This window comes from Streptomyces zinciresistens K42, assembly GCF_000225525.1.
GTDB classification, from domain to species: domain Bacteria; phylum Actinomycetota; class Actinomycetes; order Streptomycetales; family Streptomycetaceae; genus Streptomyces; species Streptomyces zinciresistens.
Window position 1 is genome coordinate 1 of the sequence record NZ_AGBF01000074.1, and the last position, 14,531, is coordinate 14,531.

16 protein-coding genes and 1 other RNA gene are annotated in these 14,531 nt (G+C 73.8%); 10 read left to right on the plus strand and 7 right to left on the minus strand.

The annotated features are described in order from the left end of the window. The first annotated feature begins 68 nt into the window (after nucleotides 1–68). Genes SZN_RS20190 through SZN_RS20200 form a run of 3 tightly spaced genes read left to right on the plus strand, consistent with a single transcriptional unit; the run spans nucleotide 69 to nucleotide 3,012 of the window. Nucleotides 69–926, plus strand: a complete 858-nt coding sequence (locus tag SZN_RS20190; RefSeq protein ID WP_007497985.1) for a MaoC/PaaZ C-terminal domain-containing protein — start codon at nucleotides 69–71, stop codon at nucleotides 924–926. A gap of 37 nt (nucleotides 927–963) precedes the next feature. Beyond that, the gene (locus SZN_RS20195) at nucleotides 964–2,040 is read left to right on the plus strand and encodes a Zn-dependent alcohol dehydrogenase (protein ID WP_007497987.1); all 1,077 of its coding nucleotides are present in this window, start codon (nucleotides 964–966) and stop codon (nucleotides 2,038–2,040) included. Nucleotides 2,041–2,064: 24 nt separating this feature from the next. Then, nucleotides 2,065–3,012, plus strand: a complete 948-nt coding sequence (locus SZN_RS20200) for a 3-oxoacyl-ACP reductase (RefSeq protein ID WP_007497990.1) — start codon at nucleotides 2,065–2,067, stop codon at nucleotides 3,010–3,012. Nucleotides 3,013–3,111: 99 nt separating this feature from the next. Here SZN_RS20200 and SZN_RS41490 read toward each other — a convergent pair whose 3' ends face one another. Then, nucleotides 3,112–3,264, minus strand: a complete 153-nt coding sequence (locus tag SZN_RS41490; protein ID WP_007497991.1) for a hypothetical protein — start codon at nucleotides 3,262–3,264, stop codon at nucleotides 3,112–3,114. A gap of 96 nt (nucleotides 3,265–3,360) precedes the next feature. Continuing rightward, nucleotides 3,361–4,560 (minus strand): hypothetical protein, encoded by a 1,200-nt coding sequence (locus SZN_RS20205; RefSeq protein WP_007497993.1) that lies wholly within the window; start codon nucleotides 4,558–4,560, stop codon nucleotides 3,361–3,363. 244 nt (nucleotides 4,561–4,804) lie between these two features. Here SZN_RS20205 and SZN_RS20210 point away from each other — a divergent pair, with 244 nt between their 5' ends. From SZN_RS20210 to SZN_RS20220, 3 genes are read left to right on the plus strand one after another with little or no spacing between them, the layout of a single operon-like run. After that, nucleotides 4,805–5,704, plus strand: a complete 900-nt coding sequence (locus SZN_RS20210) for a Nif3-like dinuclear metal center hexameric protein (protein ID WP_007497995.1) — start codon at nucleotides 4,805–4,807, stop codon at nucleotides 5,702–5,704. Further along, a complete protein-coding gene (locus SZN_RS20215; RefSeq protein ID WP_208865828.1) occupies nucleotides 5,701–6,444 on the plus strand; it encodes a zinc ribbon domain-containing protein in 744 nt (247 codons plus the stop codon). The genes SZN_RS20210 and SZN_RS20215 overlap by 4 nt, the downstream gene beginning before the upstream one ends. Nucleotides 6,445–6,455: 11 nt before the next feature. Next, the gene (locus SZN_RS20220) at nucleotides 6,456–7,643 is read left to right on the plus strand and encodes a bifunctional RNase H/acid phosphatase (RefSeq protein ID WP_007497999.1); all 1,188 of its coding nucleotides are present in this window, start codon (nucleotides 6,456–6,458) and stop codon (nucleotides 7,641–7,643) included. Here the strand turns inward: SZN_RS20220 and eda are convergent. From eda to SZN_RS20240, 4 genes are all read right to left on the minus strand, one after another. Continuing rightward, on the minus strand, nucleotides 7,626–8,258 hold the full coding sequence (gene eda, locus SZN_RS20225) for a bifunctional 4-hydroxy-2-oxoglutarate aldolase/2-dehydro-3-deoxy-phosphogluconate aldolase (protein WP_007498000.1): 633 nt from the start codon (nucleotides 8,256–8,258) through the stop codon (nucleotides 7,626–7,628). The two genes, SZN_RS20220 and eda, sit on opposite strands and share 18 nt — an antisense overlap. Before the next feature lie 61 nt (nucleotides 8,259–8,319). Further along, the gene (gene yaaA, locus SZN_RS20230; protein ID WP_007498003.1) at nucleotides 8,320–9,102 is read right to left on the minus strand and encodes a peroxide stress protein YaaA; all 783 of its coding nucleotides are present in this window, start codon (nucleotides 9,100–9,102) and stop codon (nucleotides 8,320–8,322) included. A 161-nt stretch (nucleotides 9,103–9,263) separates the two neighbouring features. After that, entirely contained in the window at nucleotides 9,264–9,854 is a 591-nt protein-coding gene (locus SZN_RS20235; RefSeq protein ID WP_007498005.1) for a hypothetical protein, read from the minus strand. Further along, nucleotides 9,851–10,606 (minus strand): MerR family transcriptional regulator, encoded by a 756-nt coding sequence (locus tag SZN_RS20240; protein WP_007498007.1) that lies wholly within the window; start codon nucleotides 10,604–10,606, stop codon nucleotides 9,851–9,853. Before SZN_RS20240 ends, SZN_RS20235 begins: the two co-directional genes overlap by 4 nt. 220 nt (nucleotides 10,607–10,826) lie before the next feature. Here SZN_RS20240 and rnpB point away from each other — a divergent pair. Beyond that, nucleotides 10,827–11,227: RNase P RNA component class A (gene rnpB, locus SZN_RS37695), an RNA gene on the plus strand. Between the two features lie 220 nt (nucleotides 11,228–11,447). Then, nucleotides 11,448–12,467: a phosphotransferase enzyme family protein gene (locus tag SZN_RS20245; RefSeq protein WP_007498009.1), complete on the plus strand. Its 1,020-nt coding sequence runs from the start codon at nucleotides 11,448–11,450 to the stop codon at nucleotides 12,465–12,467. A gap of 214 nt (nucleotides 12,468–12,681) precedes the next feature. Here SZN_RS20245 and SZN_RS20250 read toward each other — a convergent pair whose 3' ends face one another. After that, complete coding sequence (locus tag SZN_RS20250) at nucleotides 12,682–13,158, minus strand: ATP-binding protein (protein WP_086021417.1); 477 nt, start codon at nucleotides 13,156–13,158, stop codon at nucleotides 12,682–12,684. Between the two features lie 162 nt (nucleotides 13,159–13,320). Here SZN_RS20250 and SZN_RS20255 point away from each other — a divergent pair, with 162 nt between their 5' ends. Beyond that, on the plus strand, nucleotides 13,321–14,151 hold the full coding sequence (locus SZN_RS20255) for a helix-turn-helix domain-containing protein (protein ID WP_007498013.1): 831 nt from the start codon (nucleotides 13,321–13,323) through the stop codon (nucleotides 14,149–14,151). Next, nucleotides 14,148–14,351: a DUF397 domain-containing protein gene (locus SZN_RS20260; RefSeq protein ID WP_007498015.1), complete on the plus strand. Its 204-nt coding sequence runs from the start codon at nucleotides 14,148–14,150 to the stop codon at nucleotides 14,349–14,351. The genes SZN_RS20255 and SZN_RS20260 overlap by 4 nt, the downstream gene beginning before the upstream one ends. Nucleotides 14,352–14,531 lie beyond the last annotated feature (180 nt).

Here is a 14,531-nt window from a genome sequence, read left to right on the forward strand (position 1 = left end):
CGCCGAAGCCCCGCCCCGCCGGCCCGGCAGCGCGGCCCGGCGGCGGGCCCGCCACCGTCAGGAGCCGTATGCCCATCGACGCCGCCAAGGCCCTCGCCGCCGAGCCCCGGACCGGCGAGATCTCCTGGAACTCCAAGGACGTCCAGCTCTACCACCTCGGCATCGGCGCGGGCGTGCCCGCCACCGACCCCGACGAACTGCGCTACACCCTGGAGTCGCGGCTGCACGTCCTGCCGAGTTTCGCCACCGTCGCGGGCTCCGGCGCGCCGGGCGTCATCAGCGGACTGTCCCTGCCCGGCATCGACGTCGACCTGACCCGGGTCCTGCACGGCGGCCAGAGCCTCACCGTGCACCGCCCCCTGCCCGCGAACGGCACGGCGACCGTGACCCACCGCGTCGGGGGGCTGTACGACAAGGGGACGGCGGCCGTCCTCGTCCTGCGCACCGACGTCGCCGACCCCGACGGCCCGCTGTGGACCAACGACGCCCGGATCTTCCTCCGCGGCGAGGGCGGCTGGGGCGGCGACCGCGGCCCCTCGGCCCGCCCGGAGCCCCCGGCCGGCCCACCGGCCCGGACCGTCGAACGCCCCGTCCGCGAGGACCAGGCCCTGCTGTACCGCCTGTCCGGCGACTGGAACCCGCTGCACGCCGACCCGGAGTTCGCCGAGGCCGCCGGATTCGAGCGGCCCGTCCTGCACGGCCTGTGCACCTACGGCATCACGCTGAAGGCGGTCGTGGACACGCTCCTCGGCGGGGACGTGACCCGGGTCCGCTCCTACGACACCCGGTTCGCCGGGGTGGTGTACCCGGGCGAGACCCTGCGCATCCGCCTGTGGCCGGGCGAGGGAGCCGCGCGGATCGCCGTGAGCGCGGCCGGCCGCGACGACGCGCCCGTCCTCACCGACACGATCGTCCGGCACTCCTGAGTCCGCCCGCGTCCGTCCTCCAGAGGGGAGCGTCACCATGCGCGCAGCCGTCCTGCACGAGATAGGCCAGGACAAGCTCGAAGTCCTCGACGACATCGAGGCGGTGGGCTTCGGCCCCGGCAAGGTGCGGGTCCGGGTGCGCGCCACCGGGCTGTGCCACTCGGACCTGTCCGCCATGTCCGGGGTGCTGCCCCAGCCGGGCCCCTTCGTGCCCGGCCACGAGGGGGCCGGGGAGATCCTCGACGTCGGCGGGGGAGTGGCGCACCTGAAGCCGGGCGACCGGGTGGTGCTGTGCTGGCTGCCCGCCTGTGGGGCGTGCCCCGCCTGCAAGCGGGGCCAGACCCAGCTGTGCCTGGCCGGGTTCATGAACGCCGGCACCCCCAACTTCAAGCGCCCCACCGGCGACGTCTTCGGCTTCGCGGGCACCGGCACCTTCGCCGAGGAGGTCGTGGTCGACGCCGGCTGCGCGGTGCCGATCCCCGACGACGTCCCCTTCGACATCGCCGCGCTCATCGGCTGCGGTGTCACCACCGGACTCGGCGCGGCGCTCAACACCGCCGATCTGGAAGCCGGTTCGTCGGTGGCCGTGATCGGCTGCGGCGGTGTCGGCATCTCCGCGATCCAGGGGGCCCGGCTCCGGGGCGCCGCCGAGATCGTCGCCGTCGACCCGGTGGCCTCGCGCCGCGAGTCCGCGCTGAGGTTCGGCGCCACCCAGGCCGTCCCGCCGGAGGGACTTGCCGACGCCAGGCAGCGGATCACGGCCGGTGAGGGCTTCGACCACGTCTTCGAGGTCGTCGGCCGCTCCGCCACCGCCCGCACGGCGTACGAGAACACCCGGCGCGGCGGCACCCTCGTCATCGTCGGCGCGGGAGCCGTGGACGACGTCCTCCAGCTCAACATGTTCGAGCTGTTCTTCGACGAGAAGCGCATCCTGCCGTCCCTGTACGGCGGCGGCGACGTGCTGCGCGGCTACGAGCGGACGATCGCCCTGTGGCGCGCGGGGCGGATCGACCTCGCCGGCCTGATCACCCACCGGGTCCCGCTGGCCGGGATCAACGAGGCCCTGGACCAGATGCGCACGGGGACGGCGCTGCGCACCTGCATCGAGATCTGAACCCACCGCCGGAGAGGGGACGTCATGTCACGGCCGCTGGAGGGGCGTTCGGCGATCGTCACGGGCGCGGGCCGGGGCCTGGGCCGCGCCGAGGCGCTGGAGCTGGCCCGGCTGGGCGCCGCCGTCGTCGTCAACGACTACGGGCAGCCCGGCAGGGACGGCTCGGGCGCGGCCTCGGCCGGCCCGGCGCAGGAGGTGGCCGAGGAGATCCGCGCGGCGGGCGGCCGGGCGCTCGCCCACACCGGGGACGTCGCCGACTTCGACCAGGCGGGCGCGCTCGTCGAGTCCGCGCTCGCCGCGTTCGGCTCGCTGGACATCCTCGTCAACAACGCGGGCATCCTGCGCGACCGGATGGTCTTCTCCATGGCGGAGGAGGAGTGGGACGCGGTGATCCGGGTCCATCTCAAGGGCCACTTCAACACCGTCCGCCATGCCGCCGCGCACTGGCGCGCCCGCTCCAAGGCCGCGGGCGCACCCGTGTACGGGCGGATCGTGAACACCTCCTCGGAGGCGTTCCTCGCCGGTTCGGCCGGCCAGCCCAACTACGCGGCGGCCAAGGGCGGCATCGTCGGCCTCACCACGTCCACCGCGCTGGCCCTGGCCAAGTACGGCGTCACCGCCAACGCCATCTGCCCGCGCGCCCGGACCCGGATGACGCGGGACGTCTTCGCCGGCCTCGCCCGCCCCCGGGAAGGGCTGGACCCCCTCGCGCCCGAGCACGTCGCCCCGCTGGTCGGCTATCTGGCGTCGCCGGCCGCCGCCCGTGTCAACGGCCAGCTGCTCGTGGTGCACGGCGGCATGGTGGCCGTCGTCGAACGGCCGCGGGTGGCCGCGCAGTTCGACAGCGAGCAGGACGCCTTCACCCACGGGGAGCTGGACGCCCTGCTCACCGCGCACTTCGCGGACCGGCCTGCGGACGAGACGTTCGGCGCGACCGAGGTCCTCGGCCTGAAACGCGGCCGGGCGCGGTGACCGCAACCGCCTCCGGGGAGGGGTCCCGCGGCCCCCACGGGCGACGGCCCCGCTCCTCCCGGGAGGAGCGGGGCCGTACGGTGGTGCGCGCGCTCGGCGTCAGGCCGCCGACTCGGACTCCTCGGCCGGCCTGCGATGACGGCCGTGAGGGGCCGTCTCGCCGTCGCTGGCCGAGGTCTGCCCCCGGTGCCGGCCGTGGCCGGCGTCCTCCCGGGTGTCGGACGACGACTGGGTCGTACTGGCGTTGTTCATCGGAAAAGCTCACCCCGTCAAACATGATCCTTCTAACAGCCGGGTGAGTCTAACCAACCCTCCTCGGGCCCGATCCGGCGCCCGCGCCAACCGCCGCTACTTCGTTACAAGACCGCCCAGAGGCGCCTGCTGCAACGGCACGGGACGGGGCACGACGGGACCCGGAGCCTCCGATTCCACCACCCCGCAAGCGCCCCCGGACGCCACCCCGGCCTCCGCCTCCGCGGTTCCTTCCCCGCCCCCTTCCCCGGCCGCGGCGGCCCGCGCCGCCCCCGCCGGCACCTCCACGCGCGCGACCCCGCACCGCACCTCGTCCGTGGTGTACGGCAGGTGCAGGGCGCCCTCGGGCGTCCACAGCCCGGAGCCCGTCAACCACCCCCTGGGCGCGGTGAGATGGCGCACCCGGCGCTCGGCCGGCCGCCACACCCCGACCCAGCCGCCGACCGGCCCGTCGATGCGCAGGGCGACGCCGCAGCTCTCCGGCGTCAGGACCTGCCCCGGCTGGATCGCGAACGGCGTCACCGCGCACTCCGGCAGCCGCAGGCACTGCGGGAAGCGCACCGGCAGCGTGCTGCCCAGCACGCCCCAGCCCAGCCGTCCGCGGCCCGGCGAGGGGGCGTCCGAGCGGATCAGCAGCAGCCCGCTGTCCGGGTCGGCGAGCAGCACCCGGTCGTCGCTGTCGGCCGTGATCTCCAGCAGCGGCGACACCTCGCCGCCCCGCCCGAGGTCCACCACGACGGCCTTCGTCCGGCCGCCCGTCTCCCGGTCCAGGGCCAGCATCCGCCCGTCCCGGTCCAGCCACACCCCGCCCGAGCAGCGCCCGGGGACCTCCGCGAGCCGCTCCGGCCCGAAGGCGCCGCCCGCCACCTGCCAGACCGCGCTGGAGCCCGGTCCCACCGCGAGGGCGTACGCCGACGCGCCGCCCGGCGCCGGGGGCAGCAGCCGCAGCCGGGTCTCCCCGTCCGGGCACTCGACCGCGCCCAGCGGCAGTTCGCCGGTGCCGGGACCGGTCGGGTACAGCAGCGAGAAGAGGTGCCGCCCGTCGGTCGGGCGGCGGACGAGCACGCGCCCGTCGCCCATCGGCTGCACCTCCGTGCCGGGCTCCTCCGGCTGATGGACGGGGAGCGGAACGGCGTAGGGCTCGGGGCTGTCCAGGGTCCAGCGCTCCGGGAACCAGCAGTCGCCGTCCAGGGCGAGACGGGCGGCGTAGGAACCGTCCGTAGTGATCACGCAGTCCGCCGCGGGCGCGTCGCCCTCCTCGGGCTCCGTCGCGGGCTCGATCGCACAGGCCGTCATGGTCCGGTCACCTCCGGTCACGACGCTAGTTTTCGCCCGCGCGGGCGGCGGACCGACGAGGACGGCTTCACACAAAGGGGTGGCACAGGAACGATTCGCCTGAGGGTGCGGGGACCGATGTGCTGACGCGCGGCCGGCGTGGCGCGGCGGCCGCGCGCGACGTCCCGGGCCGCCGCCTGCGGGTGCCGGGCGCCGGTCGCGGAGCCGGTACGGGCCCGCGGACGGGCCAGGTAGCCTGTCTCCCGTGCCCCGTCTGTCAGAAGTCATCGCCGCGCTGGAGAACCTGTGGCCCGCCGAGCGGGCCGAGGGCTGGGACGCGGTCGGCACCGTCGTGGGCGACCCCGGCCAGGAGGTCTCCCGGGTCCTGTTCGCCGTCGACCCGGTCCAGGAGATCGTGGACGAGGCGGTGAAGCTGGGCGCCGACCTCCTGGTCACCCACCACCCGCTCTATCTGCGCGGCACGACGACGGTCGCGGCGTCCCACTTCAAGGGCCGCGTCGTCCACACGCTCATCAAGAACGACATCGCCCTGCACGTCGCGCACACCAACGCCGACACCGCCGACCCCGGCGTCAGCGACGCCCTCGCCGGCGCGCTGGACCTGCGGATCGTACGGCCGCTCGTGCCGGACCCCACCGACCCCGCGGGCCGCCGCGGCCTCGGCCGGGTCTGCGCACTCGACCCCCCGCTGACCGTCCGCGAACTCGCCGCCCGCGCCGCCGAGCGGCTGCCCGCCACCGCGCAGGGCATCCGCCTCGCCGGCGACCCCGAGGCGACGGTCCGCACCGTCGCCGTCAGCGGCGGCTCCGGCGACGGCCTCTTCGACCAGGTGCGGGCCGCGGGCGTCGACGCCTTCCTCACCGCGGACCTGCGCCACCACCCGGTCTCCGAGTTCACGGCGTCCTCGGCGTCCTCGGCGTCCTCGGAGTCCTCGGCCGCCGCCCCCCGTCCTCTCGCGCTGCTCGACGCGGCGCACTGGGCCACCGAGTGGCCCTGGTGCGAGCTGGCCGCCGCCCAGCTCGACGAGATCTCCGACCGCCACGGCTGGGACCTCCGGGTCCATGTCTCGCGGACGGTCACCGACCCCTGGACCGCCCACGCGGCGTCCAACCCGACCACGAGAAACACGGGAGCCCCCAACTGAACGCCGCGCCGGCCGACCAGATCCGACTCCTCGACGTCCAGGCCCTGGACGTCCGCCTCCAGCAGCTCGCGCACCGCAGGAAGTCGCTGCCCGAGCATGCCGAGATCGAGTCGCTGACCAAGGACCACGCCCAGCTGCGCGACCTGCTCGTCGCCGCGCAGACCGAGGAGAGCGACTGCGCCCGCGAGCAGACCAAGGCCGAGCAGGACGTGGACCAGGTGCGCCGGCGCGCCGCCCGCGACCAGCAGCGCCTGGACTCCGGTGCCGTCACCTCCCCGAAGGACCTGGAGAACCTCCAGCGCGAGATCACCTCCCTCGCCAAGCGCCAGGGCGACCTGGAGGACGTCGTCCTGGAGGTCATGGAGCGCCGCGAGTCCGCGCAGGAGCGCGTCGCCGAACTGACCGAGCGGGTCGGCGCGGTGCAGGGCAAGGCCGACGACGCGACCGCCCGCCGGGACGCCGCCTTCGAGGAGATCGACGGCGAGACGGCGACCGTGACCAAGGAGCGCGAGGTCGTCGCGGCCGCCGTGCCGGCCGAACTGCTGAGGCTCTACGACAAGCTGCGCGCGCAGCAGGGCGGCATCGGCGCGGCCAAGCTGTACCAGCGCACCTGCCAGGGCTGCCGTCAGGAGCTGCCCATCACCGAGCTGAACGAGATCCGGGGGGCCGCGCCCGACACGGTGGCGCGCTGCGAGAACTGCCGCCGCATCCTGGTGCGCACGGCCGACTCCGGCCTCTAGGACCTGCCGCCGTGCGGGAGTTCGTCGTCGAGGCCGACGGGGGGTCGCGGGGCAACCCGGGCCCCGCGGGCTACGGCGCTGTCGTCGTCGACGCGGCCACGGGCCGGACGCTGGCCGAGGCCGCCGAGTACATCGGCGTCGCGACCAACAACGTGGCCGAGTACCGGGGTCTGCTCGCCGGCCTGCGTGCCGCGCGCGACCTCGACCCGGCGGCGGCCGTGCACGTGCGGATGGACTCCAAGCTGGTCGTCGAGCAGATGTCGGGGCGCTGGAAGATCAAGCACCCGGACATGAAGCCGCTGGCCTTCGAGGCGTCGAAGGTCTTCCCGGCGGACCGGGTGACCTACGAGTGGATCCCCCGGGAGCGGAACAAGCACGCGGACCGGCTCGCCAACGAGGCGATGGACGCCGGGCAGCGGGGGGAGCGGTGGTCGGCGCCGGACTCCACGGCGGAGCCGGACGAGGCCCGCGCCCCCGCTCCCGCTCCCGCCGAAACCGTCACGGCCGGGGCCGACGTCAGGGCCGCGCGGAGCGCCGCCGCGCCCGCCACCGGCTGGGGGCCCGCCGACATGGGGGCGCCCGCCACGTTCGTGCTGCTGCGGCACGGGGAGACCCCGCTGACCCCGCAGAAGCGCTTCTCCGGCAGCGGCGGCACCGACCCCTCCCTGTCCGGCGCCGGACGCGAGCAGGCCGAGCGGGCCGGCGCCGCCCTCGCCCGGCGCGGCACCGTCGAGGCCGTCGTGGCCTCGCCGCTCGCCCGCACCCGGGAGACCGCCGGCATCGTCGCGGCCCGCCTCGGCCTGGACGTGAGCGTCGACGACGGCCTGCGCGAGACGGACTTCGGCGCCTGGGAGGGCCTCACCTTCGGCGAGGTCCGCGAACGCCACCGCGAGGATCTGGACGCTTGGCTGGCCGACCCGGAGGCCCGCCCCACCGGCGACGGCGAGAGCTTCGCCGCGACCGCCGTCCGGATCGCCGCCACCCGCGACAGGCTGGTCGCCGCGTACGCGGGCCGCACGGTCCTGCTCGTCAGCCACGTCACCCCGATCAAGACGTTCGTCCGCCTCGCCCTGGGCGCCCCGCCCGAGTCCCTGTTCCGCATGGAGCTCTCGGCGGCCTCCCTCTCGGCGGTCGCGTACTACGCCGACGGCAACGCCAGCGTCCGCCTGTTCAACGACACCTCACACCTGCGCGCGTGAGCCGCCGAGCGCCGCCGCCTCCCGCGCCAGCGCCTCGACCCGGCCCCAGTCACGGGCCGCCACCGCGTCCGCGGGAAGCATCCAACTGCCGCCCACACAGCCGACGTTGGGCAGCGCGAGATAGTCGGGCGCGCTAGCCGGGCCGATTCCGCCCGTGGGGCAGAACCGGGCCTGCGGCAACGGCCCGTGCAGCGACCTCAGATACGCCGTGCCGCCCGCCGCCTCGGCCGGGAAGAACTTCATCTCCCGCACCCCGCGCTCCAGCAGCGCCACCACCTCGGACGCGGTCGACACCCCCGGCAGGAACGGCAGCCCGGACGCCCGCATGGCCTCCAGCAGGACGTCCGTCCAGCCGGGGCTGACCAGGAAGCGGGCCCCCGCCCCGGCCGCCGACGCCACCTGCTCCGGCGTGATCACCGTGCCCGCCCCGACGACCGCGCCCGGCACACCGTCCGCGATCGCCCGGATCGCCTCCAGGGCGGCCGGTGTCCGCAGGGTCACCTCGATCGCGGGCAGCCCGCCCGTGACCAGCGCCGCGGCCAGCGGAACGGCGTCGGAGGGGTCGTCCACCACGACCACGGGGACGACGGGCGCGAGAGCGAGCACGGAGGTCATGGCGCTCATCCTGCCCACGTCATGCACAGCGCGCAAAGCCCGTTGCGCATCATGCAATGAGTCAGTGGACCTCCGACACCAGCACGTCCAGCGTCCACGCCTTCCCGCCCCCGGCCGGCGCCTCCGCCTCGACCTCGTACCCGAGGTCCCGCAGCGCCTCCACCAGCTCGGCGGGCCCCTCAGGCGCCGCCCCGGCCGACAGCAGACTCCGTACGATCCGGCCCTTGGTCGCCTTGTTGAAGTGGCTGACGACCTTGCGGGTCGGCGCGTGCAGCACCCGCACCGCGGCCGTGCGCCCGGCGACCTCGCCCTTCGGCCGCCACGCCGCCGCGTACGCCGACGACCGCAGGTCCAGCACCAGCCCGTCCCCGGCCGCCTCGGGCAGCACCCGCGCCATCGGCTCCCGCCAGTGCGCCCCGAGAGCCCCCAGGCCGGGCAGCCTGACCCCCATCGAGCAGCGGTAGGAGGGGATGCGGTCACTCACGCGGACCGCGCCCCACAGCCCGGAGAAGACCAGCAGCGACCGGGCCGCCCGCTTCCTCGCCGCCGCGTCCAGCGAGGCCAGGTCCAGGGCGTCGTACAGCACCCCGGTGTAGATCTCCCCGGCGGGCCGCGCCCCCGCGGTGGCCAGCCCGGCGTTCTTCGCGACCTCGCCGCGCAGCCCCTCGCTCAGCCCGAGCACCTCCCGGGCCTTGTCCTCGTCCCCCGCGCACAGCTCCACCAGCTCGCCGAGCACGGCCTCTCGCGCCTCGCCCAGCCCCGGCAGGGACAGCGACTCCGGCTTCAGCGGCGCACCCCGCCCGGAAGGGGCCTTGCCTTCGGACGGCGGCAGCAGGACCAGCACACGTGCTCCTTCTACGGGATGCGAGGGGATGCGAGGGATGCGATCGGCTTCGACCGGACCGAGCCACAGCGTACGGTGTGCCCGCCCCCGCCCCGGCCCCGCCCGCGCTCGACCCGTGCCCGGCGGCCGCACCCCCGGCGGCCACGCGTGCCCGCTCGCCGTCACGGCCCGTCCGCCGCCACCGTCCTCGCCGCCTCGACCGCCCGGACCAGGGCGTCCGCGTCCTCGGCGTACAGGCGTACGCGGCGGACATCCTGGCGGCGGCCCAGAAGCGTCACATGGGGGACCGGCTCGCTGAGTTCGAGGGTCACGGTGGTCTGCGAGCCCACCGCCAGGTTCAGTTCGCCCTCGGCGGGCTCGTGCGTGGTGCGCAGCTCGCGGCGCACCCGCGCGATCCGCTCCACCGGGACGCGCAGATCGACGTGCGCGGCCCGCCGCACCCGCAGCCCGTCCGCGCCGAGCACGTGCGGCCGTACGACCGAGGCCGCGTGCGTCCCGACCACGAGCACCAGGGCGTAGACGTCCGCCAGGAACCACACCCGCTGCACCACCGGATGGTTGCGCAGCAGCAGCGACATCATGACCGACTCGATCACGATCACGAACGCGAGGCCGAACATCATCGTGCCCTGCCCGCGCGCGTACCCGAAGGCGACGCCCTCGCCCGCCCCCCGCGTCCGCCGGGCCGCCCACAGCCCGAGACTGGCGAGCAGCCGTGCCTCGTGCCGGGCCAGGGCGAGCACGGCGTTCACTCCCGCTCCATGAGCATCCGCAGGGTACGGCGGATCGCCTCGGCCTGGGCCGGGGCGAAGTCGGCGTAGAAGGCGCGCAGGAAGCTGCTGCCGGGGTCCACGGCGAACGGCCGCGGCAGCAGGTCGAGCGGCAGGCACGCCACGATGGCCCGCGCCGCCTCCGCCACACGGGGATCGGCGGGATCGGCGTCGGCGAGCTCGTCGAGCAGCCCGTACACGGCCAGCGCCCGCTCCTTGCCGCCCGGCCGCTCCAGCGCGCCGTTCAGCACGTCCATGAACCGCTCCCGGGTCCCCGCGTCCGCGGTGCTCTCGATCAGCGCGAGCATCTCGCGGTCCTTGGCGGCCGTCGGCGAGGCGGCGGCGTGCGCGGCGGTGTCCCGGAACAGCGCGGCCAGCCGCGGCGAGACCGGACCCTCCGCCGTCAGCCCGCCCTCCGTCTCCAGCAGCGTCCGCAGCCGGGCCCGCCGCTCCCGGATCGCGGCCTCCTGCCGGGCGAGGTCCGCGTCGAGCTCGCCCAGCACCTCGGCCAGATCCTTCCCGGCCTCCTCGGCCAGCACGTCCCGCACCTCCGCCAGCCCGAGCCCCAGCTCCGTCAGCCGCCGGATCCGCGCCAGGACCACGGCATGGCGCAGGCCGTACTCCCGGTAGCCGTTCGCACGCCGCTCCGGCTCGGGCAGCAGTCCCTGATGGTGGTAGTGCCGCACGGTCCGCGTCGTGACGCCCACGGCGGCGGCGAGTTCTCCGATCCGCATGGGACCAGTACAAACGTTGACGCTGCGGCAAGGTCAAGCGGGGCCCGCCGCGCGGGATGGTTCCGGCCCCCGTCATGTCTTCCGCGGTCCTGCCCGCCCTCGCGGCCGTCGCCCTGATCCCCGGCCGGCTCCGTGCCGGCGACCGTCGTCTGATCCCTGGCCGGCTCCGTGCCGGCGACCGTCGCCCCGCGCGGGCCGGTACCATGGTCGGCACGGCAGACGAGCCGGGCGGGCGGCCGCGTGAAGTCCCTTCGGGGACTCCCCGAGGAACGTCCGGGCTCCACAGGGCAGGGTGGTGGCTAACGGCCACCTGGGGTGACCCACGGGACAGTGCCACAGAAAGCAGACCGCCGGGGACCTCGGTCCCCGGTAAGGGTGAAACGGTGGTGTAAGAGACCACCAGTGCCCAGGGTGACCTGGGCAGCTAGGTAAACCCCACCCGGAGCAAGGTCAAGAGGGGACACCCCGGTGTCCCTGCGCGGACGATCGAGGGCTGCCCGCCCGAGTCCGCGGGTAGACCGCACGAGGCCGGTGGCAACACCGGCCCTAGATGGATGGCCGTCACCCCGCCTCCCGCGAGGGACCGGGGGACAGAACCCGGCGTACAGCCCTGCTCGTCTGCCGCTGCCTGCGGTTTTGCCCGGGAAGGGCCTCTGACCTGTGTCGGAGGCCCTTTCCGATCTTTCAGGGGCTTGCCGCGTCACGCGGTGGAAAGTCACTCGGAAGTCCCTCGGACAGCGCTGAAAGTCCCTGAAAAGTCCCTGGAGCGGAGGGGAGGGTACCGCCCCTCCGCACACGAAGGTCGGTGATCTGTACGGACGAAACAGGCTGGGGCGAGACGTTGACCGCTGACGTGCTGGAAGACCGGTACGGGCTGGTCGCCGACATCGTCGAACCGGTGCACATGGGTACGGACACCATCAACCGGCGGGTCCTGACGGACGACGGGCTGCGGCTGTACGTCAAGCAGTACCCGTCGATGGCCGGCCTGGACGAGGCGCGCAGCGCGTGGGACATGTCGGAATACTGCCGGGCCGCGAAGCTCCCCGTTCCGCGGGTGTGGCCCGACGCCGACGACAATCTGGTCACCATCGCGGGAGGCAGTGCGTGGGCCGTGGTCGACGAGGCTCCCGGTCGGGTGAACCCCTCGGCGATGACGGTCCCCCTCGCCGAGCACATCGGCGTCGTCATGGGACGCATGCACCGTGCGCTCGCCGCGTACCCGCTGCCGAAGCGCGTGCAGCAGACCCGATGGCGGACCGAGCCCGTCGAGAACGCCGCAGCGAAACTCGACGCCGTGCTGGCCAGAGCCACGAGCCAAGGCCACGACCGTCTCGACCAACTGCGCGTCGACCTCGACCAGCGGCGTGAGGACCTGCGGGCCCACGTCCACCAGCTGCGGGAACATTTGCCCGAGGCCCTGGCGGAACAGGCACTGCATGCGGATCTCGGCCGCACCAACCTGATCACCCTCGCCGACGCGGTCACCGGCGTCATCGACTTCCGCTGCGCCGGCGCGATGCCGGCCTGGGAGTTGGGGCGGGCGGCGTTCGACCCGCGCACCGTCGCCACCAGCACCGAGTGGGCCGCATGCGCCCTGGCGATGGCCAGGGCCTACCGCTCGGAGCACCCCAGCCTCCCGATGCGGGAGGTGCGGGCATGCGCCCGGATCGCGCTGCTGTACATGCTGTTCAGCCTCTACGGCGCCACCACCGCCGAGTACGACCTGCCGGGGGATGCGGAGGGGGACCTGAAACGGCACTGGCGCGAGCGCCAGATCGCCATCCGCCGCCTGCTCAGTGACCTTGAGGACCTCGAAGAGGAGCTCAACGGCCTTGAGGCGAGCGGAGGCACGTCGTGACCGTCCAGCACTGGCTCTGTTCACGTGTAGCGACAGCACGTGGTCATGAGTTTCGGCGTCAGTTGGTGATCTGCCCGGCCGGGAATGTCCACGAGAGATGACGGCGCTGCGGGTGGCCAGGTCTCTTGGCCGTCACCTGCCGCAGCGAGCACGGCATCATCGACGCGTCGGTCGCCGCCGGGGGCTTGAGGTCCGTCGGTTCAGGCGCCAACCGCTATGTGAGCGCATGGCCTTGAGGCCGTCCGCGCAGTTCTGCCCACACGGTCTTGCCCGGGGCCGCCGGGCGAGGAGTGACGCCCCAGTCGTCCGCGAGCGCGGCGACGAGGAGCAGGCCCCGGCCGGACTCGGAGAGTAAGTCGGTCGGCGGGGGGCTGGGCGCGGGCTGCTGCTCGGCCCGGGTGTCGGTCACCTCGATGCGGACGGCGTCCTCGGTCAGAGTGAGGCGCAGGTGGAAGTCCCGGCCGGGGACGTGCCCGTGGCGCACGGCGTTGGCAGTGAGTTCGGCTGTGATCAGGGTGAGCGCTTCGTTGGCCGGGGCCGTGTAGGGGTGGCCCCGGTCGTTCAGGCGGTGTGAGACGAGCCGGCGGGCCAGGCGGGCACCGCGCGGGGTCGAGGTGAAGCGCATGGTGAACTCGTGTTCGGGTGCGGGGTGTTGTGGCGTATGCCCGTTCGGGGGAGTTGCTGGCTTCATGGGGTCGACGGTTGCGGACTGTGCGTAGCGTTGAACAGGGGCGATGTGCTGACGGGTACGGGCTGTACATGAGGGTGGCGTGCTTGTACGTGACCTCGGGCGTGACCGGTCCCCCGGAGGCCGAGTTGGCCGACCGGACGGTGGTACGAGAGGAGCTGCGGCGTGGGTGACGGGGTTGAGCAGCCGGAGTACGAGGTCGGGACGGGCGTGTTGTGCGTGTTCGGGCGGCAGTTGAAGCTGTTCCGGGAGCGGGCGGGGATGGACCGGGCGGGGCTCGGTTCGCTGACCGGCTACTCGGCCTCGACGATCGCGTCGTTCGAGCAGGGGAGACGCATTCCGCCGCCGAGGTTCATCGACCGGGCCGATGAAGTGCTGGACACGGGTGGGGTGTTGAGTGCGGGCAAGGAGGAGGTGGCTCGGGCTCAGTATCCGGCGTTCTTCCGGGACGCGGCGCGGTTGGAGGCGGAGGCCGTCGAACTGCACGTGTACGCGAACCAGGCAGTGCCCGGACTCTTGCAGACGGAGGAGTACGCGCAGGCAATCTTCATGATGATGCGGCCACCCATGGACGACGATGTGATTGAACAGCGCGTCGGCGCCCGCCTCGCCCGGCAGGGAATCTTGGCTGGCCGTGATGCGCCGCTCGCCAGTTTTGTCATCGATGAGGCCGTACTGAGGCGTCCTATCGGGGGCCGGGACACGCTGCGTGGCCAGCTTGAGCACATCCTCCTCCTGAGGGAGCGGCGAAACGTCGAGATCCAGGTGATGCCGCTCGATCGTGAGGAAAACGCGGGTATGGCTGGTCCGTTCACCTTGATCGAAACAAAGGAAGGGCGGAGGATCGCGTACGCCGAGGTACAGAACGTGAGCCGTCTGCAGACGGAGCGGGAACGCGTCCGTTCGCTGGAGGTCAAGTACGGGATCATCAGGGCTCAGGCCCTGACGCCCCGTGAATCATTGGCGTATGTAGAGAAGTTGCTGGGAGAGCCATGAATGCGCACGTACGTCAGCCGCACATAGACCAGTTGGAATGGCGCAGGAGCAGCTACAGCAGCGAGGAGGGCGGGGAATGCGTCGAGGTGGCCATTCGCCCCGACACGGTCCACGTCCGTGACTCCAAGGACACCGCCCGCGCCGCACTCGCAGTGAACCCCGCGGCGTGGACCGCGTTCGTGGGGTTCACGGCACTCTGACGGGGGATCGTCGATGGTCCCGCCCTCGTGTTCAAGGCCGGAGGAGCGAACCGGCCTCATCTGTGGCGTGATCGGCGGGCCATCAGGCGGGCCGTCAGGCGCGTAGCCACTTCACGCGCGGGTGCCCCCGCTCCGTCGTCGGCCATCGTCGGAGCGGGGGCACCCGCGCGGTGCGAGCCC

Excerpts from the sequence above, each read along its gene's own strand:
- eda (WP_007498000.1), bottom strand. The coding sequence starts at position 8,258 with ATGACCTCCGTGCTCGCTCTCGCGCCCGTCGTCCCCGTGGTCGTGGTG.
- SZN_RS20205 (WP_007497993.1), bottom strand. The coding sequence starts at position 4,560 with ATGACGGCCTGTGCGATCGAGCCCGCGACGGAGCCCGAGGAGGGCGAC.
- SZN_RS20200 (WP_007497990.1), top strand. The coding sequence starts at position 2,065 with ATGTCACGGCCGCTGGAGGGGCGTTCGGCGATCGTCACGGGCGCGGGC.
- SZN_RS20240 (WP_007498007.1), bottom strand. The coding sequence starts at position 10,606 with ATGCGGATCGGAGAACTCGCCGCCGCCGTGGGCGTCACGACGCGGACC.
- SZN_RS20195 (WP_007497987.1), top strand. The coding sequence starts at position 964 with ATGCGCGCAGCCGTCCTGCACGAGATAGGCCAGGACAAGCTCGAAGTC.
- SZN_RS41490 (WP_007497991.1), bottom strand. The coding sequence starts at position 3,264 with ATGAACAACGCCAGTACGACCCAGTCGTCGTCCGACACCCGGGAGGAC.
- SZN_RS20260 (WP_007498015.1), top strand. The coding sequence starts at position 14,148 with ATGAATGCGCACGTACGTCAGCCGCACATAGACCAGTTGGAATGGCGC.
- SZN_RS20190 (WP_007497985.1), top strand. The coding sequence starts at position 69 with ATGCCCATCGACGCCGCCAAGGCCCTCGCCGCCGAGCCCCGGACCGGC.
- SZN_RS20250 (WP_086021417.1), bottom strand. The coding sequence starts at position 13,158 with ATGAAGCCAGCAACTCCCCCGAACGGGCATACGCCACAACACCCCGCA.